Source organism: Paenibacillus periandrae, assembly GCF_022458865.1.
In the GTDB taxonomy this organism is placed as follows: Bacteria; Bacillota; Bacilli; order Paenibacillales; family NBRC-103111; genus Paenibacillus_S; species Paenibacillus_S periandrae.
The window spans coordinates 428,597-454,791 of sequence record NZ_JAJNMU010000001.1 but is presented as its reverse complement, the minus strand read 5'-3'; the positions used below and the strand labels follow the sequence as shown (position 1 = coordinate 454,791).

General features: G+C 46.4%; 20 protein-coding genes. 16 read left to right on the top strand and 4 right to left on the bottom strand.

Going from position 1 to position 26,195, the window contains the following annotated elements; all coding sequences use genetic code 11:
* The first annotated feature begins 5 nt into the window (after nt 1-5).
* The 4 genes from LRL21_RS02110 to LRL21_RS02095 all read left to right on the top strand — a co-directional run bounded on the left by LRL21_RS02110 (nt 6) and on the right by LRL21_RS02095 (nt 3,346).
* Nucleotides 6-779 (top strand): SDR family NAD(P)-dependent oxidoreductase, encoded by a 774-nt coding sequence (locus LRL21_RS02110; protein WP_240414095.1) that lies wholly within the window; start codon nt 6-8, stop codon nt 777-779.
* 39 nt (nt 780-818) lie between these two features.
* Entirely contained in the window at nt 819-1,076 is a 258-nt protein-coding gene (locus tag LRL21_RS02105; RefSeq protein WP_240414094.1) for a DUF3886 domain-containing protein, read from the top strand.
* 280 nt (nt 1,077-1,356) lie between these two features.
* Nucleotides 1,357-2,190, top strand: coding sequence for an amidohydrolase family protein (locus LRL21_RS02100; RefSeq protein WP_240414093.1), 834 nt, complete (start codon nt 1,357-1,359; stop codon nt 2,188-2,190).
* A 58-nt stretch (nt 2,191-2,248) separates the two neighbouring features.
* Entirely contained in the window at nt 2,249-3,346 is a 1,098-nt protein-coding gene (locus LRL21_RS02095; protein WP_240414201.1) for an NAD(P)-dependent alcohol dehydrogenase, read from the top strand.
* 109 nt (nt 3,347-3,455) lie between these two features.
* On the opposite strand, the gene LRL21_RS02090 is transcribed toward LRL21_RS02095, so the two are convergent.
* Complete coding sequence (locus tag LRL21_RS02090; RefSeq protein ID WP_240414092.1) at nt 3,456-5,231, bottom strand: 5'-nucleotidase C-terminal domain-containing protein; 1,776 nt, start codon at nt 5,229-5,231, stop codon at nt 3,456-3,458.
* Nucleotides 5,232-5,509: 278 nt separating this feature from the next.
* On the bottom strand, nt 5,510-7,030 hold the full coding sequence (arfA, locus tag LRL21_RS02085) for an arabinosylfuranosidase ArfA (RefSeq protein WP_240414091.1): 1,521 nt from the start codon (nt 7,028-7,030) through the stop codon (nt 5,510-5,512).
* 180 nt (nt 7,031-7,210) lie between these two features.
* On the opposite strand from arfA, the gene LRL21_RS02080 reads away from it, so the two are divergent.
* From LRL21_RS02080 to LRL21_RS02060, 5 genes are all read left to right on the top strand, one after another.
* The gene (locus LRL21_RS02080) at nt 7,211-8,125 is read left to right on the top strand and encodes an ArsR/SmtB family transcription factor (RefSeq protein WP_240414090.1); all 915 of its coding nucleotides are present in this window, start codon (nt 7,211-7,213) and stop codon (nt 8,123-8,125) included.
* 360 nt (nt 8,126-8,485) lie between these two features.
* Nucleotides 8,486-9,454, top strand: coding sequence for a DnaJ C-terminal domain-containing protein (locus tag LRL21_RS02075; RefSeq protein WP_240414089.1), 969 nt, complete (start codon nt 8,486-8,488; stop codon nt 9,452-9,454).
* A 14-nt stretch (nt 9,455-9,468) separates the two neighbouring features.
* Nucleotides 9,469-12,135 carry an ATP-dependent chaperone ClpB gene (gene clpB / locus LRL21_RS02070; RefSeq protein WP_240414088.1) on the top strand — a complete coding sequence of 889 codons (2,667 nt, stop codon included), beginning with the start codon at nt 9,469-9,471 and terminating at the stop codon, nt 12,133-12,135.
* A gap of 232 nt (nt 12,136-12,367) precedes the next feature.
* Nucleotides 12,368-13,945: a serine hydrolase domain-containing protein gene (locus LRL21_RS02065; protein WP_240414087.1), complete on the top strand. Its 1,578-nt coding sequence runs from the start codon at nt 12,368-12,370 to the stop codon at nt 13,943-13,945.
* A 155-nt stretch (nt 13,946-14,100) separates the two neighbouring features.
* Complete coding sequence (locus tag LRL21_RS02060; protein ID WP_240414086.1) at nt 14,101-14,658, top strand: class I SAM-dependent methyltransferase; 558 nt, start codon at nt 14,101-14,103, stop codon at nt 14,656-14,658.
* Between the two features lie 36 nt (nt 14,659-14,694).
* Here the strand turns inward: LRL21_RS02060 and LRL21_RS02055 are convergent, their stop codons facing one another.
* A complete protein-coding gene (locus tag LRL21_RS02055) occupies nt 14,695-15,006 on the bottom strand; it encodes a hypothetical protein (RefSeq protein ID WP_240414085.1) in 312 nt (103 codons plus the stop codon).
* Nucleotides 15,007-15,124: 118 nt separating this feature from the next.
* On the bottom strand, nt 15,125-17,440 hold the full coding sequence (locus LRL21_RS02050; protein ID WP_240414084.1) for an AraC family transcriptional regulator: 2,316 nt from the start codon (nt 17,438-17,440) through the stop codon (nt 15,125-15,127).
* A 348-nt stretch (nt 17,441-17,788) separates the two neighbouring features.
* Here LRL21_RS02050 and LRL21_RS02045 point away from each other — a divergent pair, with 348 nt between their 5' ends.
* The 7 genes from LRL21_RS02045 (at nt 17,789) to larA (ending at nt 26,045) form a co-directional block, all read left to right on the top strand.
* The gene (locus LRL21_RS02045) at nt 17,789-19,312 is read left to right on the top strand and encodes an extracellular solute-binding protein (RefSeq protein WP_240414083.1); all 1,524 of its coding nucleotides are present in this window, start codon (nt 17,789-17,791) and stop codon (nt 19,310-19,312) included.
* A gap of 89 nt (nt 19,313-19,401) precedes the next feature.
* The gene (locus tag LRL21_RS02040) at nt 19,402-20,355 is read left to right on the top strand and encodes an ABC transporter permease (RefSeq protein ID WP_240414082.1); all 954 of its coding nucleotides are present in this window, start codon (nt 19,402-19,404) and stop codon (nt 20,353-20,355) included.
* A 27-nt stretch (nt 20,356-20,382) separates the two neighbouring features.
* Nucleotides 20,383-21,264 (top strand): carbohydrate ABC transporter permease, encoded by an 882-nt coding sequence (locus LRL21_RS02035; RefSeq protein WP_240414081.1) that lies wholly within the window; start codon nt 20,383-20,385, stop codon nt 21,262-21,264.
* Between the two features lie 48 nt (nt 21,265-21,312).
* Nucleotides 21,313-22,428: a glycoside hydrolase family 88/105 protein gene (locus tag LRL21_RS02030; protein WP_240414080.1), complete on the top strand. Its 1,116-nt coding sequence runs from the start codon at nt 21,313-21,315 to the stop codon at nt 22,426-22,428.
* Nucleotides 22,429-22,479: 51 nt separating this feature from the next.
* Nucleotides 22,480-23,553: an alpha/beta hydrolase family protein gene (locus LRL21_RS02025; protein WP_338044565.1), complete on the top strand. Its 1,074-nt coding sequence runs from the start codon at nt 22,480-22,482 to the stop codon at nt 23,551-23,553.
* A gap of 266 nt (nt 23,554-23,819) precedes the next feature.
* Nucleotides 23,820-24,698: an NAD(P)-dependent oxidoreductase gene (locus tag LRL21_RS02020; protein ID WP_240414079.1), complete on the top strand. Its 879-nt coding sequence runs from the start codon at nt 23,820-23,822 to the stop codon at nt 24,696-24,698.
* Nucleotides 24,699-24,779: 81 nt separating this feature from the next.
* Nucleotides 24,780-26,045, top strand: a complete 1,266-nt coding sequence (gene larA / locus LRL21_RS02015) for a nickel-dependent lactate racemase (protein WP_240414078.1) — start codon at nt 24,780-24,782, stop codon at nt 26,043-26,045.
* Nucleotides 26,046-26,195 lie beyond the last annotated feature (150 nt).

The window sequence follows — 26,195 nt, the reverse complement described above, 5'->3', positions numbered from 1 at the left end:
TGATCATGCGAGGTTTGGATCAGCAGGTAGCTGTTATCGCAGGCGGCGGCAGAGGGATTGGCAAAGAGATAGCCAAGGCTCTCGCCGGCTATGGCAGCAAGGTCATCATCGGAAGCCGTACCGAGGAGCAGTTTAAGGGGACAGCAGAGGAAATTCGCGGGTTGGGCGTAGAGGCGGACGGACTCCCGCTCGATGTTCAGGATCAGGCCAGTATTCAGCAGTTTGTGGATCAGGCGCACCGTATTCATGGGCGAATTGATATCCTGGTTTATTGTGCCGGGACGAACAAGCGAATGCCTGCCGAGCAGTACACATCGGAAGCATGGGATGAGATTATCGGGATTAATCTGAGAGGTGCCTTTTTAACCTGTCAGGAGGTCGGTAAACGGATGATCGAACAAGGCAGCGGCTCGATCGTGACGATCACCTCGATGCTGTCCCATATCGCTACCCCGAATCAGAGCGCGTATTCAGCCTCCAAGGGCGGTCTGCTGCAATACAGTAAGGTGTTGGCGGTGGAATGGGCCAAATATGGAATTCGTGTTAACTCGGTAAGTCCGGGCTATATCGAAACCGATCTCAATTCGGCGAACTTTAAACGACAAGCGTTCCGAGACGGTGTATTGGGCAAAACCCCGATGGAACGGTTTGGTCTATCACATGAAGTGGCGGAGGCGGCATGCTTTCTGGCATCTCCTCAAGCCTCGTATATAACGGGCATCAGTATCCCTGTGGATGGCGGCTTCTTGGCAGGACATCAAAATATTGTTATGCTATAGGTTCAGTCAGTTAAGGATAGAAGGGAGGCTCATCTCCAGATGGCCAAAAAACAAAGACCCGCAGCGGCACCCAAACCAGCTGCTCAGGATAAGCCGGCTACTTTGAAGGATTTGATTAATCCTGATGTTCTAAGCAAGCTGCAGGCACAGTCTGATGCGATGAAAGCAGCCGAGGCGAAGCAAAAGGAAGATGCCAGACAGCAGATTGTGGATGCCCGCAAGGCCGAACAGAAGCGGCTGGAAAATGACTTCGAATATCTGCTGAACAACAGCAGTACAAAGGGAACGAAGTACTGATAGAAGGGTAAAATTAAAAAGGAACAAAGAGGACGACGGTAAGCTGTCGTTGCTTTGGTCCTTTTTTTGTGCACCAAATTGATCAGGCTTCGTCACTTGATTCCGATCCTTTCGCATAGTATTCCCGAAAATAATAACAAGTGCTATGATGGAAATTGAAAAAACTGATGCTGCATAAGAAATGCTAATCATACTGGTTTTCTGCACAAACTCGGTTTATAATAGTGAAATAAGTTTTCTTGAAAAAACCAAATGAATGCCTATGGAGGGCTACGAAGAAATGCGCATTGACGCACATCAGCACTATTGGCTAACCTCACGTACAGACTACGGATGGCTCAAGCCTTCATTGGGACGTATCTATGCGGACTATATGCCTGAGCAGTTAAAGCCTTTGCTGGAACGGTACGATATCCCCAAATCTATTGTTGTTCAGGCTGCTCCAACCTTAGAGGAGGCGGAATTTCTGCTAAGCATAGCGGAGAGCGAACCTACGATTGCCGGCGTAGTCGGATGGCTGGATCTCGAATCAAGCACATTTGAACAGGAATGGGACCGTTGTCGCCGCAACCCCAAGTTTGTCGGTCTGAGACCCATGATTCAGGATTTGCCATCCGACTGGATACTGGGAGAAATGGTTATCCGTCATCTCAAGTTATTGGCCGATGCCCAGTTCCCTGTTGATTTGCAGGCTAATCCCCGTCATTTGCCGTATATCGTGGAGCTGCTCAAGCAGGTTCCGGAATTACGTGCTGTTGTCGACCATCTGGCCAAGCCGCCGATATTGGAAGGCATAATGGAGCCTTGGGCTTCACAGATCCGACAAATAGCTGCGTATCCGAATGTGATGTGCAAGCTGTCTGGAATGGTTCCCGAGAAACTGGATGCTGACTGGACGCAGGCGGCTATTCAGCCATTTGTGAATGTAGTGGTTGAAGCCTTTGGCAAGCAGCGTGTGATGTTCGGCAGCGATTGGCCGGTATGCCTGTTCTCAGCGACATACGCACAAATAATGGAGTTGATCGAATCAAGTCTGGATGCAAGCTGGACGGAAGAAGAACTGGCTGCTGTCTATGGAGGCAATGCAAGTCGGTTTTACCGATTAAAGGAATAATATAATCGATATTCTTATATTCAATAACCAAGTAAAGCATATTACAGGAGGCATAATGATGACTACTATCCAACAATCAGGCAGCAAAAGGAGCTTATCCGATATTCCACAAACGATGAAGGCAGCGCTAATGACGGAGCCGCATCAAATCTCGATCGTCGAGCTGCCCGTACCAGCAATCAAGCCCGATGAGGTACTCGTCAAGGTAATGGCAGTGGGCATTTGCGGTTCGGATCTCCATTATTATGAACACGGCCGAATCGGTTCCTATGTTGTAGAAAAGCCGATTATTCTTGGCCATGAGTGTGCAGGAATCGTCGCAGCTTGCGGTGAAAATGTAACGCGCTTTAACCCGGGTGACCGTGTGGCCATCGAGCCTGGAATTACTTGCGGTCGCTGTGATGCTTGCAAGTCGGGCCGTTACAACTTGTGTCCAGACGTTCAGTTCCTGGCTACACCTCCTGTAGATGGAGCCTTCTGCCAATATATTGCCCACCGTGAAGACTTTTTGTTCCCGATTCCTGATTCCTTGACCTTCGAGGAAGCTGCTTTGAATGAGCCTTTTTCCGTCGGTATTCACGCGCTGAATCGGGCTGGCTTTCAACCTGGATGGGATGTGGCTATTATCGGGATGGGACCTGTGGGCTTAACAGCTGTGGCTGCCGCCAAAGCCTTTGGAGCCAATCGGATTTTTGTTAGTGATCTGGAAATCAACCGGTTGGAAGCAGCCAGAAAGCTGGGTGCAACCGACCTGATCTATCCTGATGTGGCCGATGCTGCAGCCGAGATCAAACGATTGAGCGGCGGAGGCGTTCATCTGTCTATTGAAACCGCAGGACACCCACGTGCACTCAAAACAGCGATGCAATCGATTCGCCGTGGAGGCAAGCTGTCGATAGTAGGACTGCCACCGGTTGATGAGGTTGGCGTTAATGTTCCTTTTATTTGTGATAATGAAATCGACATCTATGGTATTTTCCGTTATGTGAATACGTACCCGCAAGGAATTACCTTCTTGTCTTCCGGCAACACGGACATGTTGAGCTTAATTACCGACCGATATCCACTCGAGCAGACACATGAAGCGATGGAGCGGGCCAGAACGAATAAAGCAGGCAGTCTGAAGGTTATGGTATATCCGAATTCACTTACGTAACAGGTTTTGAATCAAAAAAGATTAATTTAACAAACCTGATTCATAAAAAACGGGCTGTCCCGAAGAAGTAGCTTTAGCTACCAATGGGACAGCCCGTTTTGCTTGGCTATTAAGGAAGGAGGATTTCCTGACCTGGATAAATGCGATTCGGGTTTGTCAGACTATTCAGCCTTTGTAGGGTTTGCCAGGTTGTTGCGTAGATACCAGCGATTTTCCAAAGTGTATCGTCAGGCTTAACAATGTACACTTTGGATGTATTCGTTAAAGCAGGAGCAGTAACTGACGGAGCCGGAGGAGTGGCGGCAGTATTAGTGATACTGGACGCTGCTGCGCCTTTTACAGTGATACGGCCCTCGATCTTCGGTACAGTACTCCCTTCGGTTTGCATATAGGTGATCACGGACTCCTCGAGTGAAGAGAAGTCGTTGGCGATCGGATAATCCTTGAACATCGTATATTGATCACCGCCTGCAGCCATAAAATCGTTAGTGGCAAGCAGATACGTTTGGTTAGGGTCTAGCTGCTTGCCCTTGATTAATATAGAGAGCACACGGTTACCGACTGGCTGTGCAGGATCGAATTCGAAGATAATACCGCCTACATGCGGAAAACCGCCTAATTCACCGGGATAACCGGATACACCAAGCTCCAACGCTGCTTTAATATCAGAGCCTTTGACTTTCTTGGTTTGAATATAGTTGCCAAAGGGCAGCACTGTAATAATGTCACCCTTTGTTATTTGACCAGCTTCGATAGAGGCACGAATGCCGCCGCCATTCGTAATGGCCACATCAGCACCGGTCTCGCTGAGCATCGCATTGGTTATAAGATTGCCGAGGTTGGATTCACCTTTGCGAACGATTGTCCGGTCACCGATGAGTTTATCAGAGGAGGTTCCGACTACTTGTGAGAGCACTGCCTCTTGTTCCTTTTTAACGTTGTTGATGTCATCCAACACAGCAGGATCTGCCTGAAGCTGATCAGCTTCCTTACGAGTGATTAAACTTGCGTTTTTACTGGTCAACTTACCGCCTTCGATACTGAGCTGGATTTTTCCGATATTTTTACCGTACTCACCAGTTTGTGCGATCAGCACGCTGCCGACCATCATTCCTTTTTCCAAGACCGTATGGCTATGTCCATCAATGATGACATCGATGCCAGGCACCTGCTCAGCGACCTTTTTGCTTGTGTCGATGCTGGTGGTATCTACACCAAGATGCGAGATGGCAATAATGATATCCACCTTGCTCCTTAGTTCAGCAACCTGGGCTTTTGCTTCCAGTACCGGATCGGCAAAAATGATGCCTTCGACATTGTTGGGATGAGTCTTGTAGGCTGTTTCTGGTGTCGTCAGGCCGAAGATCCCGATTTTCACACCGTTCACTTCTTTGATGAGGTTAGTCCCCAGCAGCCTGGAACCATCTGTTTTCTTCACATTTGCACCAAGTACCGGAAAATTGGCCTGCTTGGCAAGCTCTACCAAACGTGTGCTCCCATAATTGAAGTCGTGATTACCGGCGGTCATGACATCATATCCGATCAAATTCATGATCTTTACTATGCTTTCCCCGCGTACCAAATTTGCGATCGTCTGACCGTGGAACGTATCTCCCGCATCTATCATGAGTGTGTTTGGGTTGGCAGCCTTGATTTGCTTAAGTAAAGTGGAAAGTTTGGCGTAACCGATGCTATCAGTGCTTTCCTCAACCCGGCTATGTATGTCATTGGTGTGGAGAATGGTGATCATTTGGCTTGAGCGGTCTCCCGTAACTCTGTTGGTGTCGGTGGTCGTCCCATTGTCTGCAGATATAACGGATTCAGTTGAAGTCAGAACCAGTAATGACGCTAGCACTGTGAAAGCCCACTTCTTCAATTTTTTCATACAAACCTCCATTAGTCGTAGAATTTAAATGATCGCCCCCCTAAAATATAACTATGATTTGTTAATTGAGCCGTCAATTTATATAAAGGATTTGTAAAGTGTGGGAATTGGATGAACATAAATATCATAATGAAGCAAGCTGGAAGCTGACATAACGAAAGCAATCCGGGAATTTGAAATAGGGACTGCACGGATTGCGGCAGCCCCTAACTTATAAATAACCAGTTATCTACTTGCGGATTAAGCACTCGACTGCTTAGTGCCGCTGCTTGTGATGTTTACTTTGCTTGCACGCTGATACGAATCACATTCCATGAAGCCTTTGTCAATTGAGCCGTCAAGCCGGAACCATTCACCACGGCATTGCCGCGGTTATGCGGTGCAACTGCAGTTGAATCGTCAGCAGTGTTGCGCGCCTTGAGATCAGGATTCTCCAGAACGATATGCTCGATCAGACGGCTGTTGGCTCCAAAGCTGCGAAGATCAAGCTCAAGCGGGAGTGGATGCTCCAAATCACGGTTGACAGCAAATACCGTAACCTCCTGCGCTTCCTCATTATGCACAGCTACAGCTTCGAGGTAAGGGACATCGGTGATCTCGCTTGTATCGTATTTCGGCGAATGAATTAACGGAACCAACGCATTGCCTCTCCCATATACCGATGCATGCATATAAGGGAAGAAAATCGTTTGCATCCACGCTTTACCGCCTGTTTCCGTCATAATCGGTGCAATGACGTTGACCAGCTGCGCAAGGCAGGCCATTTTGACACGGTCGGCATGTTTCAATAAACTGATAAGCATACATCCAACAACCAACGCGTCCTCCATCGTATAAATATCCTCAAGCTGTGGAGGAGCGATTTGCCATGGGTCGCGCTTCTTATCAGCCTCATTGGAGTGATACCAGACATTCCATTCATCAAACGAGAGATACATCGTTTTTTTGCTGCGCTTTTTGGCTTTGATATAGTCGCTTGTAGCTATAATTGTTTTAATGAAGTCATCCATTTCCAACGAACGTGCAAGGAATGTTGGTGTATCGTTCTTTTTATTGCCATAATAGGTATGCATCGATAAGTATTCAACGTGATCATACGTATGATCAAGCACAGTAGCTTCCCATTCCGGGAAGGTAGGCATCGTCCGACTTGAGCTGCCGCACGCTACGAGCTCAATCGTTGGATCGACCCATTTCATGACCTTTGCGGATTCGGCAGCGACACGGCCATACTCGGTTGCCGTCTTGTGACCGATTTGCCAAGGACCATCCATTTCATTGCCCAGGCACCAGGTTTTAATTTGATGGGGCTGCTCATAGCCGTGGCTTCTTCTCAAATCACTCCAATATGTACCGGAGGCATGATTCGAATATTCCACGATATTGCGCGCTTCATCGACACCATGGGTGCCCAGATTAATTGCCCACATGACATCGGTTTGAGCTTTTTGAGCCCATTCCACAAAATCATTCAAACCGAACTGATTCGGTTCAATCGTTCTCCAGGCCAGCTCCAGCCTGCTTTTGCGCAATTCCTTGGGTCCGATTCCGTCCTTCCAATCATAACCTGATACGAAATTGCCGCCGGGATAGCGAACAATCGGTACCTGAAGCTGCTGAATCAAAGAAAGCACATCTTGACGAAAGCCTTTTTCATCCGCTTCAGGATGCCCTGGCTCATAAATGCCTCCATATACGGCACGGCCAAGGTGCTCGATGAATGAACCGTAGATGCGATTGTCAATTGCGCCAATAATAAAATCCTTGTCAATAATCATGGTTGCTTTGTGTTGGGACATGATCTGTAACACTTCCTTTTTGATTAATATAATTATTAATTTAAATAAACTATGTTCTTTCTGATATCAATTTAACACGTATGTAAAAGGAATATCAATGTTTATTTTTCAAATTTTCTTGATTTTATTGAAATAATATATATATTAATTATAGTGATTGTTTATACGAAGGAGGCTCTTATGTTAAAAATAAATACGGATACCAAATGGCTTGCGCTCTATGAGGCGTTGGCAAGTAGTGTGCGGCTGCATATTCTGGAGCTGCTGGGGGAACAGCCAATGAACGTAAAGGAACTTGCTGCAAGTTTGAATCTGAGCAGCGCTATTGTCACCATGCACGTCAAGAAGCTCGAAAAGGGTGGGTTGATAACGACCCGAATGGTTCGCAAGCAGGGAGGTACTCACAAAATATGCTCGCTTGCTGTTCAAGGCATTGAGATAGTACTTCCGGGTGAGGCGCCAGTAGAAGAAAGAAGCTACCATGAAGCGAACATACCGATAGGCCATTATACAGCCTTTGACGTATATCCCACATGTGGATTGGCTACACAAAAGCAAAATATAGGACAATATGATGATCCGCGTTATTTTCTGGACCCTGAGCGGATGCATGCCCGGATTTTGTGGTTTAGTAAAGGGTTTGTGGAGTATACGGTTCCTAATTATTCACAGCAAACTCAGAAGTTGGAGGAGATTGAAATCTCCATGGAAATTTCTTCGGAAGCACCTGGTATCAATGAGCATTGGCCTTCCGATATCCGTTTTTACTTAAATGGAATATGCCTGGGAGAATGGACGAGCCCTGGAGATTACGGGCATACCCGAGGTCGGTTCACACCATCCTGGTGGCAGAGAAATGTCAATCAGTATGGATTACTCAAAGTCATTCGAATTGACCACAAAGGGACTTATATCGATGGAAGACAAATATCAGACGTCACAGTCGATTCCTTAAGCCTGCACAAAAAGTTCTGGACGCTGAGATTTGCCGTGGAGGAAGATTCTGAGCACGTAGGCGGGCTGACCCTGTTCGGCGAAGGCTTCGGCAATTACAATCAGGATATTGAACTTCGTGCCTATTATAGTGAAAGCTAAAGGTGTGGTGAAAGAGCGGTAAGAGTTAAAGGAAGCTAATTGAAGATCTTTAAGGTCAAAGAAGGTCAAAGAAACAGAAAGTCCATGATTTGGCAATCATTTTACCGGAAAACCGGTCTATTTTGAGAAATACAGCCGATAATCGCTTTTGATTCTTTAGTCAAGACAGCTTATAATGAACATATACCAGAAAGTTAGATAAACTGAGAGTAGCGGTTGCAGGCTTGCGGGTAACCATAAGGATATTGTAAATACAGCGATTTGGGGCACATTAATGGTTACTGTAACCGTTCAATCGTGCCCTTTTTAATAAATCTGGTTTGACCTTTATTGACCAATTCGATATAGGGAGTGAAGACTATGAGCCCTACCAAGGATTTCTATAAGATACTCGGTGTTGACCGTAAGGCGACAAAGGAACAAATTAAAAAAGCCCATAAAAAAATGGCCAAAACTTATCATCCCGATGTGAATAAAAGCCCTGAAGCAGAAAAGAAATTCAAGGAAATCCAGGAAGCTTACGAGGTCCTGAGCAATGAAGAATCCAGAGCCAACTACGACCAATACGGCGAGAGCTGGCAGGATCGAGGTCGTGCCCAGCAAGGTGGCTATGAAGACTTTGGACAAGCGGGCGGCTTTAATTTCAATGGACAGCACTGGGGAGGCGCATCTGGAGGTGCCACCTTTCAGACTGGAGAAAATGATTACGGTGATCTGTTCAGCCAATTTTTTGGCGGAGCTGCTGGTCGTGGCGGCCCGGCGGGTGGTGGTTTTTTTACGAACGAGGACAGATTTGGTTCAGAGCAAGTGGATGAAGAGGCGTCATTGCTTCTTACTTTAGAGGAAATTATAAAGGGCGGCAAGGTCAGGGTACAGGTTCAAGGCAAGGAGATTGGCGTTACGCTGCCTGCATCCATAAGTGATGGACAGCGTATTCGTCTCAAGGGTATGGGTGGAACCTATAGGAATGGCAGCAAAGGCGACCTGTACATTACGCTCAAATTCAAGCCTGATTCTGTATTTGCCGTAGACGGCTTTAATCTGTCTGCCCGACTTGAGACTGCTCCTTGGCACGTGGCGCTCGGTACTGAAGCGAAGGTCAAGCTGCCGGATGGCGGCATGCTTAATGTTAAGGTGCCGGCCGGAATCAGCACAGGGCAAAAGCTGCGGGTTACCGGTAAAGGCTTGCGCAAGCCGGATGGCAGCTTCGGGGATTTGTATGTCACTGTACAGGTGGCGGTACCTAAGGCAAGCTCGGAGAAGGTGCAGCAGCTGTATCGCGAGCTTGCACAAGAGCAAGCCTTCGAGCCTAAATTTATGACTAGATGAATGGGGGAAACAACATGGATTTTAATCGTTTTACACAAAAAGCGCAGGAAGCCATTATCGCAGCTCAGCAGACGGCGATATCACGGAAGCACCAGGAAATTGGTTTGACCCATCTGTTATGGGCACTGCTGGATCAGCAGGAAGGACTTGCGCCGCGGCTGCTGCAAAAACTGAATGTGCCTATGGAAGCGTTCCGCACCCGTTTGGAGGAGCAGCTTGGCCGTAAGCCGAGAGTAAGTGGAACCGGTACGGACACGATGCGTAATTATTTATCTCCTGCTTTTGACCGGGTTATACAGGATGCAGAAAAGGAAGCCAAATTACTGAACGATGACTATTTGTCGATTGAGCATTTATTGCTCGCACTTCTTGAAGATAAGCAGGAAGCCGGGGGACTGTTTCGTTCCTTCGGTGTGACGCGCGAGACGCTATTGAAGGCATTGTCCGAGGTTCGTGGCCATCAGCGTGTAACGAGTCAGGAGCCGGAAGCAACCTATGAAGCGCTGAGCAAATATGGCCGTGATCTCGTTGCCGAGGTGCGGACAGGCAAGGTAGATCCTGTAATTGGGCGAGACGCCGAAATACGTCGTGTCATTCGTATTCTCTCGCGTAAAACCAAAAATAATCCGGTCCTGATCGGTGAACCCGGAGTTGGTAAAACAGCGATCGTTGAGGGTCTTGCCCAACGTATTGTCAAACGTGATGTCCCGGACGGCCTGCTCGACAAAACGATTTTTTCACTGGATATGAGCTCACTCGTGGCCGGCGCCAAATACCGCGGAGAATTTGAGGAACGTTTGAAGGCTGTACTTCACGAGGTCAAGGAAAGTCAGGGGCGCATTCTGCTCTTTATCGACGAACTGCATACGATAGTGGGAGCGGGTAAAACCGAAGGCGCGATGGATGCAGGCAATATGCTGAAGCCGATGCTTGCGCGTGGCGAGCTTCACTGTATCGGTGCAACCACATTGGATGAATATCGTCAATATATCGAGAAGGACCCGGCGCTTGAGCGTCGTTTTCAACAGGTGCTTGTCAGCGAGCCGGATGTGGAGGACACGATATCGATATTGCGTGGTCTGAAGGATCGCTTTGAGCTGTATCACGGTGTGAAAATCCATGATAATGCACTCGTGGCTGCTGGTGTTTTATCGAATCGCTATATATCTGACCGCTTTCTGCCGGATAAAGCTATCGATCTGATTGATGAAGCCTGCGCGATGATACGTACCGAGATTGACTCGATGCCGACGGAGCTGGATGAGGTAACGCGGCGGATGATGCAGCTCGAGATCGAGGAAGCTGCTCTGCGCAAGGAAACCGATGCAGCAAGTCAGGACAGACTGAGGGTGCTTCAGAAGGAGCTTGCGGATTTAAAAGATCGGCATAACACGCTGAAAGCCAAATGGGAAAATGAAAAAGAAACCATTCAAGGCATCCAAAGGCTTCGTAAGGAATTGGAGCAGCTCCGGATGCAGCTGCAGGAGGCTGAGGATCGTTATGATCTTGAAAAATCCGCAGAGCTGAGCTACGGGCGTATACCCGAGCTGGAAAAACGTGTGAAGCAGGCGGAGGAGGAGGCGCGGGCGAACACGGACCATCGTCTGCTGCGTGAGGAAGTTACGGAGGAGGAAATTGCCGGAATCGTTGCGCTCTGGACCGGTATACCGGTCAGCCGCCTCGTTGAAGGCGAGAGGGAAAAGCTGCTCCGTCTGGAGGAGCTGCTGCATAAGAGGGTTGTCGGCCAGGATGAGGCCGTTAATCTGGTTTCCGATGCTGTGCTGCGCGCGCGGGCCGGATTAAAGGACCCGAATCGACCTATCGGCTCGTTTCTGTTTCTGGGACCTACTGGCGTCGGTAAAACAGAATTAGCCAAAGCATTGGCTGAAGCTTTGTTCGACAATGAGGACCGAATCATTCGGATTGATATGTCGGAATACATGGAAAAGCATTCGGTATCCCGACTGATTGGAGCTCCTCCCGGTTACATCGGCTACGAGGAGGGCGGACAGCTCACAGAAGCGGTGCGCAGACAGCCTTATTCCGTGCTGCTGTTTGATGAGATCGAGAAGGCGCACCCTGAAGTATTCAACTCGCTGCTGCAGCTGCTTGATGATGGCCGGTTGACCGACTCTCAGGGCAGAGTCGTTGATTTCAAAAACACGATTGTGATCCTGACCTCCAATATCGGGTCTGCTTATTTGCTCGATGGTGCAGATGACAACGGAAATATTGCAAAACAAGCGCAGGAAGCCGTCTTCCGTGAGCTGAGGCAGCATTTCCGTCCTGAATTTTTGAACCGGATTGATGATGTTGTCCTGTTCAAGCCGTTATCGCTTCATGATGTGGAGCAAATCGTCAGCAAGCTTGTATATGGCTTGGAGCAGCGCCTTAGTGAACGGCGGATTGAACTGCGCTTGACGGACGAAGCCCGTTTTCATATTGCGGTTGAAGGCTATGATCCTATGTATGGCGCAAGGCCATTGAAACGCTATATTCAGCGATTTTTGGAAACCAAATTGGCTCGTGAGATTGTGGCTGGCAGCATCCTGGACGGCTCGCGGATTGCTATAGGTGTCAGTGAGGGCCAGCTTGCCATTATTCACGAGGAAAAGGTTGCTTATTCTAACGATAGCGAGGCAGATGCAACCATGGATGACCCGACCGCCAGCGTAAAATAACAGGCGGACCGAGTTGCTCACAATTTGTAGATGCTCTTGGTACAGCTGCAGCTTCATGCAAAAAGTCCTTGTCAGATGTTTACACTGATACCCATAGACTAGACACTTTTAAAAAAGGTGTTCAGGCTGTGGGTATTCCTTTTATACTGAGATACGATAACGGACAGTTTTGTTGAAGGAAAACAAATAATGATATAATTATCCTATAAAAGGAATTTGAGGGAGGGTATATATGATTTTAAAGGATTTAACTGGTGTTAAAAAACTTTGGATTCCCATAGGCATTATTCTTGTTACCTTGCTTTCATTCGTCCCTTTCGCTTACTTGTTACCAGTTAAAAAAACGGTGCCCGAAACGAGTCCGGTTCCTTGGGAAGGTGGTAAATGGAGAACCTCTACTCCCGAAGAGCAAGGTATTCATTCTGCTGAGTTGGCTGATGTCCTCAAAACTATCCAAATCCAGCATACCAATATTCACTCCTTACTTATCGTGCGTAATGGTTACCTTGTACTTAGCACCTATTTTGCTCCTTACCAAGAAGGTGATGGCGTATTTTATCAAGTCCATTCCGTGACGAAAAGTATTACTTCAGCATTAACGGGGATTGCCATCAATGAGGGTGCCCTCAAAGGCACAGATCAAAAAGTTCTGAATTCCTTTCCGGAGGAAAGCAAAAACAATACGGATTTGAATAAAGCCGCGATTACCGTGAAAGATTTACTGACGATGCAGAGTGGATTAGATTGGCCGGAAACGCAAGTGCCTTACGGAAACAACAACATTGTCAGCCAGATGATGGAGAATCCTAATCAAGTTCAATTTATCCTTAACCAGCCCATGTCAAGTGCTCCCGGTACTTCCTTCAATTATAATACGGGGGCTTCCCATCTGCTATCCGCTATGATTCAAAAAAGAATCGGGATAAATTTAAAAGAATATGCTATGGAAAAATTATTCGGACCGCTCAACATTACAAATTTCCAATGGGCGGCTGATAAGCAAGGGGTTAGCGACGGAGGGACAGGGCTTCAGCTAATCCCGGAAGATATGGCAAAAATCGGCTATCTCTATGCCAATAATGGCTTATTAAATGGAAAACAGGTAGTACCTGCTAAATGGATATCAGAATCAACAACAATGACGAACACCAATGGTTTTAAATATGGATATCAATGGTGGGGTGGTCAAGATTATTTTTACGCGAGTGGTTCTTTTGGACAGGGAATTTTTGTATCGCCTGAGAAAAATCTTGTCGTTGTAATGACAAGTGACATTTTGGATACTGACCCCATGATAGAGACAAACAAAATATTCTCTCGTATTAAAAGCGCCGCCGTATCCGAACAAGCCCTTCCATTTAATGCGGAAGGTAACCAGCAAATGAAAGAACAAGTACGTCTGGCCAGCTCTTCCAAAATGCCTATTCCTCAGCTTCCGATGATCGCTAACGAGATTAGTGGAAGGACTTATATGGTAAAGAAAACGGGTCTTGATTTTAGTGCATTTACGCTTAACTTTTCTAATAAGAGTGATGTAGCTGTATTTAAGAAAATTTTGGGAGCCGAAACCGTAGATATATCAATCGGACTGGATAACGAATATCGAGAAACTGGAAATTATAAAGCGAAAGGATATTGGGATGGAGATGCATTCATTATAAATGTGCATTACGTCAATCCGGATTTTCATTCCACTTATGATTATATATATAAGTTCCTGTTCGACGAGAGGGAAGGGAGTTTGGAAGTTCAGGGGCTAACCGGAGACAATAGAAATTACCACGAAATTATTGATATCATTTCCGAATGATTGGCTTATAGAAATGCCTTTTTATGTTTTTACATGCTAATAAAATAAATGATTTTATACAAATATCAATATAACCCAACATAAATCCATTCTTATCCTCATTTTCAAGCGCTACACTGTAATTTATTAATACGAAATTGGGATGGGGTATTTAGATGAAAGTTATCATTGGTGCAGGAAGAACAAACTATGATGGGTGGCTCAGTACACAAGAGGATGAGTTAAATTTACTTTATTTGAAAAGTTGGAGCGCTTTATTTAAACCGGGCAGTATTGATGCGCTGTTGGCCGAACACGTGTGGGAACACTTAACTTATGAGGAGGGGGTTGTTGCTGCGAACCATTGTTATGAGTTTTTAAAACCAGGAGGGTACATTCGTTGTGCCGTTCCGGATAAAAATTTCCATAACGAACGGTACCAACAGATGGTTCAAGTCGGTGGTCCCGGTCCGGCGGACCATCCGGCGGCAACTCACAAAATAGTTTATGACGCAAAAACATTCGTAGAAGTATTTGAAAAAGCGGGGTTTGAAGTATCATTGTTGGAATATTGTGATGAAAAGGGAGATTTTCATTATACTTACTGGAACGAAGTGGATGGGAAGATAGGAAGATCCTTTTGGTTTGATTCAAGGAATTCTATCGAAGGACTTGGTATGGTTTCCATTATTGTAGACGCAAAAAAGCCATTGATAATAAAAAATAAGCTCTGAGTGACTATGGCAGGTGGGATAAGAGAAATAAATCGGCTAAGTATTTGGATATTTGGCATGATTTTTTTGCTGATTATGGCTATGTTTGGCACTTATAGTATAGTAATTTGGATCAAAGAAGGAAAGATTTAACTTAACTACCCGGAAGACTATAGTTGAGGGCATAGCTAGATCTTGGAACATACGTTCATAATCGGGAGCGTGTTGTACCCAATCGAAGAATGGATACGTTGGTTGTTGTACAACACTTTGAAAGGACTCAAAGATGCTCTTCTTAATCCAAGGAGGCGTACTGGCTTCCATGATCCGAATAGTGCAGTAACCGCTGGCCGGGGTGTTGGCGTCCATAGGCTTGTTTAATGCCTGTAGAACCAACCCCTTTGTCATTCGTTTACTTATGTGCCAGCCGACGATCTTACGGAAAAACAGGTTGTGGATGCTTCTCTTCTACGGGAAATCTGGCTTGCTATCCTTCGATATTTCCATACTTGCTGCGGTACTGCCCTGGGGTCATTTCCTCCTGCTTGCGGAAGGAGCGAATGAAATTTTGCGGGTTATTGTACTGCAGTTTTTGTGCGATATCCTTGATCGGCATATCGGTTTCGATCAACCATTTGCGTGCCATCTGAAACCGGTACATTAACAGATAGTCGCTGAACGTCATATCGGTTTCTTTTTTGAACACACTGCTTAAATAAAAGGCATTATAATGCAGCCGCAGGGCGCATTCGTCTAAAGTCAGCTCGGTATCATATTCACTATGAATCATGCTAATAATTTGCTCGGATAAATTATGGTATTGCGAGTCGCCGCGGTCACGGAACACTTGCAGCATCGGCTGCAAAATACGAGTGCGGAACCAGGATTCGATTTCCCCGCTAATATACAGCTGCAGCAGCTCTTCATGCATCGAACGTCCTTCATGATGAATTTGCACCAAAGCAATACCGGATTCCTGTGAGACGATCATTAAATCGTTCAGCAGCCTGATCAACGAAATTTGGTATAATTGCGGTGTCTGATCCTTGCCCAGCACTTGAACAAGCCATTGCTTCAGCAGCGCATACGATTTCTCCTCGTCGGCCAGCTTAATGGATTCGATCAGTTCATTTTCCAACTGCTTGGGATACGTGTAAATTAAGGTATGCTTGCCCGAATTGAGGTTTTCATACGGAACCACGATACCTTGTCCGAGCTTGAGCCGCTGCATCAGCGCTTCCAAGCCTTCGCGGTAAGCACGGGCACTTTTGCTCGCACTGTCAAAAGGCAGACTTAAACCAATACTGATCGATAAACCGAGATAAGTACGAATATTTTGCTGAATGGATTCAGTAAATTGGTAAACACGGTCCTTGAAAGAATCCGTCTGTGAACTCTTGAAGCCGATCAGAGTGACCTGTGTCTGGTCAAAAATCACGGGCGTCAATCGGTTTTCTGCAGGCACGATTTCCTCGACGATATTATTGATGGCAAACATCAAGAGATCCAGATCATTAGCGGTAAAACGGGTTTCCTCCAGAGAATCGATCTGAAGCGTCAAGACAATCATCTGATCCCAGCCATCCATCAGCTCGGCATAACCATATGCCCGGAGTCGCTCTTCGATTTCCGTTTTGACGACGTTGTCCTGATACATATTAATGAGAAAAAAACTGCGGACCTGCTGGGAATGCCGGTTGATCTCGACCTTCAGATTCGAGTTGGAGGCAAATAGCTGCTGAATATGCTCCTGGATCACCTGAAACTCATTACGTTTGACAGCATTCCACTCCGGCAGGCCCTCTGAAATCGCTTGAAGAATGCGCCGCATCGGATTATACATATTTCGGCTTCCGTACCAGACGAAGATTACGCATACGGCGAGTATGAGCAGGCAAGCATACAAGGTAAACCAGCCAATGGCTCGTGATTCCTTGGTAAACTGACTCATTTCCGTGAACGATACGTAGATCCAATTGTTTAAATCCGATTTCACATAGGTGACTGAATAAGAACCGGTAGTTGTGTTGGTTTCAAATTGCTCACTATTATTGGCGAAATGGGTAAGCTCGTTCTCATTGATATACCCGGTTTCCATAATGGATTTACCGATCAGGGTTTCGTCGGGATGAACCATGATTGTATGGTTTTGGTCCATAATCATAAAGTGGCGTGCTGTCGAATCCGATTCCATCATACTGGCAAGGCTGCAGACCGGAATCGGCGCAAAAAGAATGCCTCTTTTATCGGACAGCAGCAGGGGAAGCTTTTTGACCAAAATCACGGTATGGCTGCATTTGTTGCTTTGCGTGTCCGGCGAACCGAGATTGCTGTTCTCGTGCAGGATCCAGCTTGAATTGTTCGGTAAATTCATAAAGCTCAGCAGGTGTTCCGTTTCTTTAAATTTATTAAGCTCGTATAAGCCGTTGTTGTTAATCAACCATTTATCGGCCGCATTTAGCAGGAGTACATCCGTTACTTTCATATCGAACGATTGAATATGCCCAAACTCACGACGGAGGCTATTATAGAGCTGAAAGTCGTTATAATCCATCTGACGGAATAGCGCATCCTGCATCAAGGTCGAATCCGCCATATGATTGAGTGTATAATCAAGCGTTTTCAAAACCTGTTCGATATTCCCTTTCATTTGCTTCATAATAAGCGTATTACTTTGATTCACCTGATGCTGAATTGAGCTTGAGGACTCCATATAGGAAAGCATACCGAGCAAGAGCACGGGTACAATGCAGAGGACACATCCAAAAAGGATCAGCTTCGTCAGCAGGCTTTGTTTGTTCATAGATCGGCGACTCCTTTATGAGAGTTGTATAAGTAATCTAGAGATTATTTGTGCAGGTTCGGTGAATCGGGAATGCAGTGCGATCGCATCAGGTACCCGATCGTAGCTGTATGTAATAGTAACAAATACAAGCCGTATCTCCAATAATCATTTTGCCAGAAGTAATCATTATATCAGATTCAGCATGCACATAACAGGTTTTACCGCGTCACACCAGCATGTTGCAAGCCTGCAAAGCCAATGATTATAGACGTAACGGATTAATGATTATAGTCTGAGACTGTCACAAACAGCTTGAAAATGTTCAGCGACAATCACACTTACAAATGATAATGGGGGACCGAACAAATGATGAATAAACGAGTATCGATGGTTATGGCAGCTGTATTATCACTTACCGTAGCGGCTGGATGTGCATCCAGTTCAACGCAGCCCGCTGCTAATGATGGTAAGAATGCCGCTCCAGCAACGCCCGCAGGACCTACCAAAATTTCAATCATGGCTTCACTGAAAATTCCAGAGGTACCAACGGATACAATCCAAAAGCTGGTTGAAGAAAAAACCAATACAAAACTTGAAATTCAATGGGTTCCAGATGGCAGCTACGATGAGAAGATGAACGCTTCAATGGCGACAGGCACACTGCCGCAGGTATTATATTTGAAAAACCCGGCCTCGCTGATCCTCTTGAAGGATGCCATTCGCAACAATCAGTTCTGGGAGGTAGGACCACTACTTAAGGATTATCCGAATTTGAAGAAATTGCTTCCGACGATTTTGAACAACACATCGGTTGACGGAAAAATTTATGCGTTGTATCAGGAAACGCCATTGTCACGCCAAGGTGTTATTTATCGTAAGGACTGGGCTGACAATCTTGGTCTGGCTGCTCCCAAATCTACGGATGATCTTTACAAAATGCTAAAGGCATTCACAGAAAACGATCCTGATAAGAACGGCAAAAAAGATACGATCGGTTTGGCTGACCGTAATGATCTGATCTACGGAGCCTTCAAAACGGTATCCTCCTACTTTGGTACACCTAACAATTGGGGCGAGAAGGACGGCAAGCTCATACCGGAATTTATGTATCCTGCCTATATGGACACGTTGAAATACTTCTTGAAGCTTCATAAAGAAGGCTTGATCAATCAGGATTTCCCGGTTACAAGTAAAACCGACCAACAAAATCTGTTCCAAACCGGTAAAGCGGGCGTTTATATTGGCTCGATGGCCGATGTTATTTCCCTGAACCAAAAAATGACAAATAAGGATTCCAAGCTTGATGTGGCTAATCGTCTGACAGGTCCGGACGGCAAAACCGGCATTTGGTCCATTCCTGGCTACGGCTCAGCCGTATTCTTCCCGAAATCCGCTGTAAAAACAGAAGCAGAGCTCAAGGGCATTCTGACGTTCTATGACAAAATGATGAGTCCGGAATTAACGAACCTGATTTACTACGGTATTGAAGGCAAGCACTACACGTTGAAGGATGGTAAAGCCCAAGTTTCCGAGGATTCCAAAATGACTGACCGCGATGTGAAGCCTTATCAGGCTACACTGATTGGTGGACAAAGCACGAATGGTATGCTGACAGGCTACTTTACTTATGATGCCAAAGCAAAAGCTGAGGATCTGATTGTCGACAATAACAAAATTCTTATTAATGATCCAACTGCACCTCTGGATTCCAAAACCTACACTGAGAAGGGTGTTCGTCTGCAGGATATTATCAAGGACGCAACCTATAACTTTATTATTGGGAAGATTGACGAAGCCGGCTTCCAAAAAGAAGTAGACAGATGGAAAAAAGAAGGCGGAGACAAAATTATCGAGGAATACACAGCTGCCTATCAGAAAGCCAAGAAATAATTTAAACGTTAATTCTCTATGAAGCTGGGGGCCTTCCGGTCTGAGGATGGCTCCCGTGCTTGTTGTATTAAAGGAAGGAGGAACCTGCGATGAATGACACAATTGTCTCCAATCAAGTCCAAATCAAACCGAAATCAAGCTCGAGCCTTTTGCAGCGAGTTATCAAAAATAGAGCGATCTACCTGATGATCTTACCGGGGTTCCTGTTTTTTATCATTTTCAAATACGTCCCGATGTGGGGACTCGTTATTGCTTTTCAGGATTACAAGCCTTATCTGGGAATTGCCGGGAGTAAATGGGTTGGATTCGACAACTTCCAGCGACTTTTTGAGGAGCCGGCGTTTTTTAGAATACTGGCCAATACTTTGATTTTATTCGGGATGAATTTATTGTTCTTTTTCCCGGTGCCGATTTTACTGGCCTTAATGCTTAATGAAGTGCGGCACAGCGGCTTTAAACGCACCGTGCAAACGTTGGTTTATATACCGCATTTTATGTCCTGGGTCATTATCGTGTCGATTACATTCGTTATGCTCTCGATGGATCGGGGGATCATTAATGAATTACTGGTAGCGGCGGGATACGAAAAAATTAACTTTTTACTTAACGCCTCATGGTTCCGGCCTACGTACATTTTACAGGTAATCTGGCGTGAAGCGGGCTGGGGAACGATTATTTATTTGGCGGCGATGGCGGCGATCGATCCTGGTTTGTATGAAGCGGCCAAAATGGATGGTGCCGGACGTCTGCGTCAAATATGGCATATTACGATTCCTTCGGTACGCGGAGTTATTATCGTGCTGCTCATTCTGAAAATCGGTGATGTGCTGGAGCTAGGGTTTGAACAGGTCTACTTGCTGTTAAACTCAGCTAACCGTGAAGTGGCAGAGATTTTTGATACGTATGTGTATACCGCCGGCTTGAAGCAAGGACAATACAGCTTCAGTACCGCTGTCGGATTCTTCAAATCGATTATCGGCCTGATTCTCGTGATGAGCGCTAACAAATTAGCCAAAAAAGCCGGCGAGGATGGCATTTATTAAGTCAACATGGAAAGGAGACAGAGCCTTATGCAGCAAGATAAATCGATGAGCAGTCGCTTGTTTGATGTGATAAATTACGGACTTTTGGCTATTATAGCTCTGGTGATGATTCTGCCGTTCATTCACGTGGTAGCGGGATCGTTCACGACTGCCGAGGAGATGGCGGCCAGACAATTTGTTATCTTTCCGACCGTCTTTTCGTTGAATGCTTACAAATACATTTTCTCGACGAATACGATTCTGCGTTCGTTGGGGGTTTCAATCGGAGTTACATCGGTCGGTACCGTGATTAGTATGTTTTTAACGGCCTTGATGGCGTATGGCTTGACTCGACGTGATCTGGATGGACGGAAAGTGATCATGTTCATGGTCGTGTTTACGATGCTGTTTCATGGCGGATTAATTCCAACCTTTATTACTGTAAAAAACATGGGTTTAATCGATTCCTATTTTGCTTTGATTATACCGACTGCTATTAATGCGTTTAATTTGATCATTATGCGCAACTTTTTCCAAAATATCCCTGACGGTCTGGAAGAGTCGGCCAAAATGGATGGCTGCAGCGATTGGGGCATTTTGTTCCGGATTGTGCTTCCGCTGTCAATGCCTGCCATTGCGACGATTTCACTATTTTATGCGGTAACCTATTGGAATACGTACTTATCGGCGATTCTCTATTTGAACGATAATGCGAAGTGGCCGGTACAAATTATATTGCGGCAAATTGTTATTTTGGCAAGCGGACTCAGTGCAGATTCTTCGGGCTTCGATGACGGTTATGCAGCACCACCGGAACAGACAATCAAGATGGCTGTTATCGTGGTAGCTACCATTCCTGTGCTGATCGTGTATCCGTTCCTGCAAAAGCATTTTGCCAAAGGTGCATTACTCGGTTCGATTAAAGGCTGATTGTACGATTCCATACATTATTCACTTACTACCCGAAGGGAGCTAATTATGAACACTACCGACGCTACATTTAACCGGACTGAAGCAACCCCTATCGATTGGGCCAAAGCGGCCTGCGATTCACTCGTATCCAGCTTTGTGCCAGGGGAGCTTCCTCCAGCTAATCGCTGGCATTATCACCAAGGCGTGTTTTTGCAGGGTATGCTCGCTCTATGGGAGCAAACGAAGGATGAGAAGTATTTGCTGTATCCCAAGGCATATGTGGATCATCTGATTGACGAGCAGGGCAACTTCTATTTCAGCCGCGATGAGCTGGATGCAATCCAACCGGGCCTGCTGCTGTTCACGCTGGATAAGCATTTCAAGGAGCCTCGTTACCGTATTGCGATGGAGAAGCTGCGACAGCTGTTCCGTACCTTGAATCGTACGGCTGAGGGAGGATTCTGGCATAAAGACAAGTATCCCTACCAAATGTGGCTGGATGGCTTGTATATGGGCGGCGTATTTGCGATCAAATATGAGGTCGAGTATGGTGAAGCCGGATTAATCGAACAAACTCTGCATCAAGAGAAGCTAATGCGTACCTATATGACTGATCAAGCAACCGGACTGTTGTATCATGCTTGGGATGAAAAGAGGCAGACGCCTTGGGCGAATCCGAAAACAGGCTGCTCACCGGAATTCTGGGGCAGATCGCTTGGCTGGTATGGACTGGCCTTGGCTGATTTCCTTGACGCTTTGCCTGCCAATCATGAGGCGCGTGAGCAATTGACGACATCGTTGGGTAACTTCGCTGCAGCGCTAGCCCGCTATCAGGATGAAGCCAGCGGATTATGGTATCAGGTTGTAGATAAAGGTGATCGTCCTGAGAATTGGTTGGAAACCTCAGGCTCAGCCTTGTTCGTATATGCGATTGTCAAAGCAATTAAACACGGCTATGCAGATACTGATGGAAGCTTGGCCAAGGCAGCTAAGCATGGTTATCAAGGTTTGGTTAACCGGATGAAGTTCGATGAGCAGGGACGTTTTGTTATGCCGGATATTTGCATCGGTACATCAGCGGGAGACTATACGAATTACATGACAAGACCTGTTTGCGAAAATGATCTGCATGGCGTAGGTGCATTTGTGCTGACTTGTGTTGAAATGAACGGTATTCTTTAGCATACTGAATAGGTGAAGGAAAATCATACACTATGAGTTGCTAAAAGTAGTGTGTCATGGAAGGAGTTGTCTTTCATCTGGAAGCCTGATTTGTATTTGGAAAAGCTGTATGCAGAGACGGAAGCCATACGCAAGAGGAATGGCAGTGATTCTCAGGGCCAGGAGCAGCTTCGCAATAAGCTTGCAACAGCTCTTGGCTCCTTCGAAGCGTTGGATGGCACACAGCCTGCGCTTGATCCTGTAATTCTGGAAAGCACCGATCTGGGTGATGTTATCCGGGAACGCGTTGAGTATTCGTCTGCTGATGGACTGCGGGTTCCGGCCTATGTGCTGATCCCGAAGAAGCATGGCAATGGACCGTTTCCTGCGGTTCTGGCCTGGCATGGACATGGCTATGGCAGCCGGGAGGTTGTCGGACTTCTGCCTGATGGTTCAGAGGATACCGGCGTTTTGGGGATTCATCGTCATTTTGCTCTGGAGCTGTGCCGAAGAGGGATGATCGTCATCGCACCCGAGATTGTCGGCTTCGGTGACCGTAAGCTGACCTGGGATACCGAACAGAACCCGGACACGCCGAACTCGTGCTTTCCGATTGCCGCTGCACTGCTGCTGGCAGGTAAAACGATTGCCGGACTGAGAGGGTATGAGGCCATTCGTTCAGCGGACTATTTGACGACACGAACAGATGTAGATGCCTCCAGAATCGGATGTATGGGCTTATCGGGCGGTGGTATGGTTGCCTCGTTGTCTGCGGCATTGGATCAACGGATTCAGGCTGCTGTTATTTGCGGATACAGCAATACGTATAAGCGCAGTATTTTATCGAGGCGGCATTGCCTGGATAATTACATTCCTGGTATTTTATTGCATGCGGAAATGCCGGAATTGATCGGATTGATCGCGCCGCGAGCCTTATTTATTGAGTCAGGTATTAGCGATCCGTTATTCCCGGTCGATGCGACTGAGGTGATGATAGAGCGAGTGAGCGGCATTTATGCTTCGATGGGTGTACAGGAGCGTTTTTTATCTGATTTATTCGAAGGCAGACATGAGATTAGCGGACGACGTTCATTCGATTGGCTGGCCGAGAGATTAGGCGCTGGCAGGCAAGCAATCAGCAGTTGAAATATAAAGTGGACGGCCGCGCAGGTCGTCTTTTTTTTGTTCATATTTGTGATAACTCGGATTTTGTCGATAGGACTTGAGCTAGTGATCGATATCGAGGTAGACACATTTTGATGCTTGGCGCTGCATTTAGCTCGAAGTACCGATAATAACAAGACATTTTTTGATATCCTGCAGCACTTTTGGCAAAAACAATAAATGTCGCTACCATCTGATGTCAACTTCTATTAAAATAGAGAAGAATGTTACAAAGGAGGAATTTGGATATGGGTTCAATTAAACAAGGTGCTGCAATCGGCTTCATTGGTACGGGTGTCATGGGTCAAAGCATGGTCAAAAATTTAATGAATGCAGGATATAAGCTGCATGTGTACAGCAGAACCAAATCGAAAACCGATGAATTGGTGGAAGCTGGCGCAGTATGGCAGGAAACACCGGGAGCTTTGGCCCGTGAGGTTGACGTTGTGATCACGATGGTTGGGTTTCCAAGCGATGTTGAAGAAGTGTATTTGGGCGAGCAAGGTATTCTCCGTCATGCACAATCAGGCACTTACCTCATTGATATGACGACCTCCAGTCCTTCACTTGCCAAAAGGATCGAGCAGGAAGCGAAAAAAGTCCAATGCTTCTCCCTGGATGCTCCAGTTTCCGGTGGCGATGTGGGTGCTCGTGAAGCCAGATTATCGATTATGGTTGGCGGTGAGCAGGATGTATTTGACGCAGTTTTGCCTGTATTTGAAGTGATGGGCAAAAATATCGTCTATCAAGGACAAGCAGGTGCAGGTCAGCATACGAAAATGTCCAATCAAATTGCGATCGCTTCGAATATGATGGGTGTTTGTGAAGCCTTGATTTATTCGAAAAAGGCGGGTCTTGATCCGTCCACTGTGCTTAAGAGCATTGAATCGGGTGCTGCGGGCAGCTGGTCACTGAGCAACCTGGGACCGAGAATTATTAAAGGCGACTTTGAACCTGGATTTTTCGTGAAGCACTTTATTAAAGATATGGGAATTGCTATTGATTCAGCTGAAGAGATGGGTCTGCAAACACACGGTCTCAAGCTGGCTAAATCGTTGTATGAACAGCTGCAAGCGCTTGGAGAAGAAAACAGCGGCACACAGGCTTTATATAAAATATACGAATAAGCGAGTTTAAGCTGAATGGTCGAGGCTGGATGGTGTTCACGGCTCTACTTGGCCTATACGAGTGTAAAGGCGTGATGAAGGATGGAAACCTTTTTACAATATGGAAAAGATGCTTTGCGGATTAACGTGCCTGATCATTCCCAAATCATTGAACCTTCGCACCTGGAGGGCTTGCAGGATGATAAGGCTGCTGTCATGGAGGCGTTGCAGCATCCGATTGGCGCACCTCCCCTGCGTGAGATGGTGAAAGCGACGGATAAAGTGGCTATCGTGATCAGCGATATTACAAGGCCCACACCGAATCATAAGCTGGTTCCTTGGCTGATTGAGGAGCTTGCCCATGTACCGGCAGAGCAATTCGTCATTATTAATGGGACGGGCACGCATCGGGATCAAACACGGGAAGAATTCGTGCAGATGCTGGGCGGGGAAATCGTCGATAAGGTTAGAGTTATTAACCATCATTGTCACAACAAGGATGAGTTGGTCAACCTGGGGCGAATTTCGTTCGGCTGTGATGCGTATTTGAACAAGGAGTACGTGGAAGCGGACTTTCGAATTGTAACCGGATTTATCGAGCCGCACTTTTTTGCCGGATTTTCCGGTGGACCCAAAGGAATTATGCCTGGAATAGCAGGAATCGAGACGATCCTGACCTTCCATAATGCGCGGATGATCGGGGACCCGCTCGCAACCTGGGGGAATATGGAGCGCAATCCTTTACAGGAGATGGCTGGCGAGGTTAATCGCTTGTGCAAGCCTGAATTCATGCTGAATGTTGCGCTGAACAAAGACAAGGAAATTACGCAGGTATTTGCCGGGGAGCTGTTCGAAGCCCATAAGCAGGGCTGTGCTTTTGCCAAGGAGCATGCGATGGTTCCGGTTGAGCAGCGTTTTGATGTTGTCATTACCTCCAATTCGGGCTATCCACTGGATCAGAATCTGTATCAGGCCGTCAAAGGAATGAGTGCGGCGCACAAAATTGTCAAGCAGGGCGGGACGATTATTGTTGCCTCCGAATGCTCGGATGGGATACCGGATCATGGCAATTATGCAGGTATATTACAGCTGCGTAAGACGCCGCAGGAGATTTTGGAGCTGATCAATGATCCTTCGTTCTCCCAATTTGATCAATGGCAGGTACAAAAGCAGGCTGTTGTGCAGGTGTGGGCTGATGTATATGTGCGTTCCTCACTGCCCGATGGGCTGATCGAACAAGCGATGCTGAAGCCGTCCGCTAATATCGATGATACGCTGCAGCAGCTTGCGCACAAATATGGTGAATCTATGAGTGTTGCTGTGCTGCCTCTGGGTCCCTTGACAATTCCTTACGTTAAGGGCGAGTAATAAGATATGATCAAAAGGCTTTCAAGATGAGCATTGGGGAAGCTATGCTGACCGATTGTTAAATCTTGAAGGCTTTTTGCGTTGTAAACCGTTATAAAGACCTGAATTGCACCATAGAAAGCACATATGACAAGTATTGACGGTTCAATG

Excerpts from the sequence above, each read along its gene's own strand:
- LRL21_RS02110 (WP_240414095.1), top strand. The coding sequence starts at position 6 with ATGCGAGGTTTGGATCAGCAGGTAGCTGTTATCGCAGGCGGCGGCAGA.
- LRL21_RS02105 (WP_240414094.1), top strand. The coding sequence starts at position 819 with ATGGCCAAAAAACAAAGACCCGCAGCGGCACCCAAACCAGCTGCTCAG.
- LRL21_RS02100 (WP_240414093.1), top strand. The coding sequence starts at position 1,357 with ATGCGCATTGACGCACATCAGCACTATTGGCTAACCTCACGTACAGAC.
- LRL21_RS02095 (WP_240414201.1), top strand. The coding sequence starts at position 2,249 with ATGACTACTATCCAACAATCAGGCAGCAAAAGGAGCTTATCCGATATT.
- LRL21_RS02090 (WP_240414092.1), bottom strand. The coding sequence starts at position 5,231 with ATGAAAAAATTGAAGAAGTGGGCTTTCACAGTGCTAGCGTCATTACTG.
- arfA (WP_240414091.1), bottom strand. The coding sequence starts at position 7,030 with ATGTCCCAACACAAAGCAACCATGATTATTGACAAGGATTTTATTATT.
- LRL21_RS02080 (WP_240414090.1), top strand. The coding sequence starts at position 7,211 with ATGTTAAAAATAAATACGGATACCAAATGGCTTGCGCTCTATGAGGCG.
- LRL21_RS02075 (WP_240414089.1), top strand. The coding sequence starts at position 8,486 with ATGAGCCCTACCAAGGATTTCTATAAGATACTCGGTGTTGACCGTAAG.
- clpB (WP_240414088.1), top strand. The coding sequence starts at position 9,469 with ATGGATTTTAATCGTTTTACACAAAAAGCGCAGGAAGCCATTATCGCA.
- LRL21_RS02065 (WP_240414087.1), top strand. The coding sequence starts at position 12,368 with ATGATTTTAAAGGATTTAACTGGTGTTAAAAAACTTTGGATTCCCATA.
- LRL21_RS02060 (WP_240414086.1), top strand. The coding sequence starts at position 14,101 with ATGAAAGTTATCATTGGTGCAGGAAGAACAAACTATGATGGGTGGCTC.
- LRL21_RS02055 (WP_240414085.1), bottom strand. The coding sequence starts at position 15,006 with ATGGACGCCAACACCCCGGCCAGCGGTTACTGCACTATTCGGATCATG.
- LRL21_RS02050 (WP_240414084.1), bottom strand. The coding sequence starts at position 17,440 with ATGAACAAACAAAGCCTGCTGACGAAGCTGATCCTTTTTGGATGTGTC.
- LRL21_RS02045 (WP_240414083.1), top strand. The coding sequence starts at position 17,789 with ATGATGAATAAACGAGTATCGATGGTTATGGCAGCTGTATTATCACTT.
- LRL21_RS02040 (WP_240414082.1), top strand. The coding sequence starts at position 19,402 with ATGAATGACACAATTGTCTCCAATCAAGTCCAAATCAAACCGAAATCA.
- LRL21_RS02035 (WP_240414081.1), top strand. The coding sequence starts at position 20,383 with ATGCAGCAAGATAAATCGATGAGCAGTCGCTTGTTTGATGTGATAAAT.
- LRL21_RS02030 (WP_240414080.1), top strand. The coding sequence starts at position 21,313 with ATGAACACTACCGACGCTACATTTAACCGGACTGAAGCAACCCCTATC.
- LRL21_RS02020 (WP_240414079.1), top strand. The coding sequence starts at position 23,820 with ATGGGTTCAATTAAACAAGGTGCTGCAATCGGCTTCATTGGTACGGGT.
- larA (WP_240414078.1), top strand. The coding sequence starts at position 24,780 with ATGGAAACCTTTTTACAATATGGAAAAGATGCTTTGCGGATTAACGTG.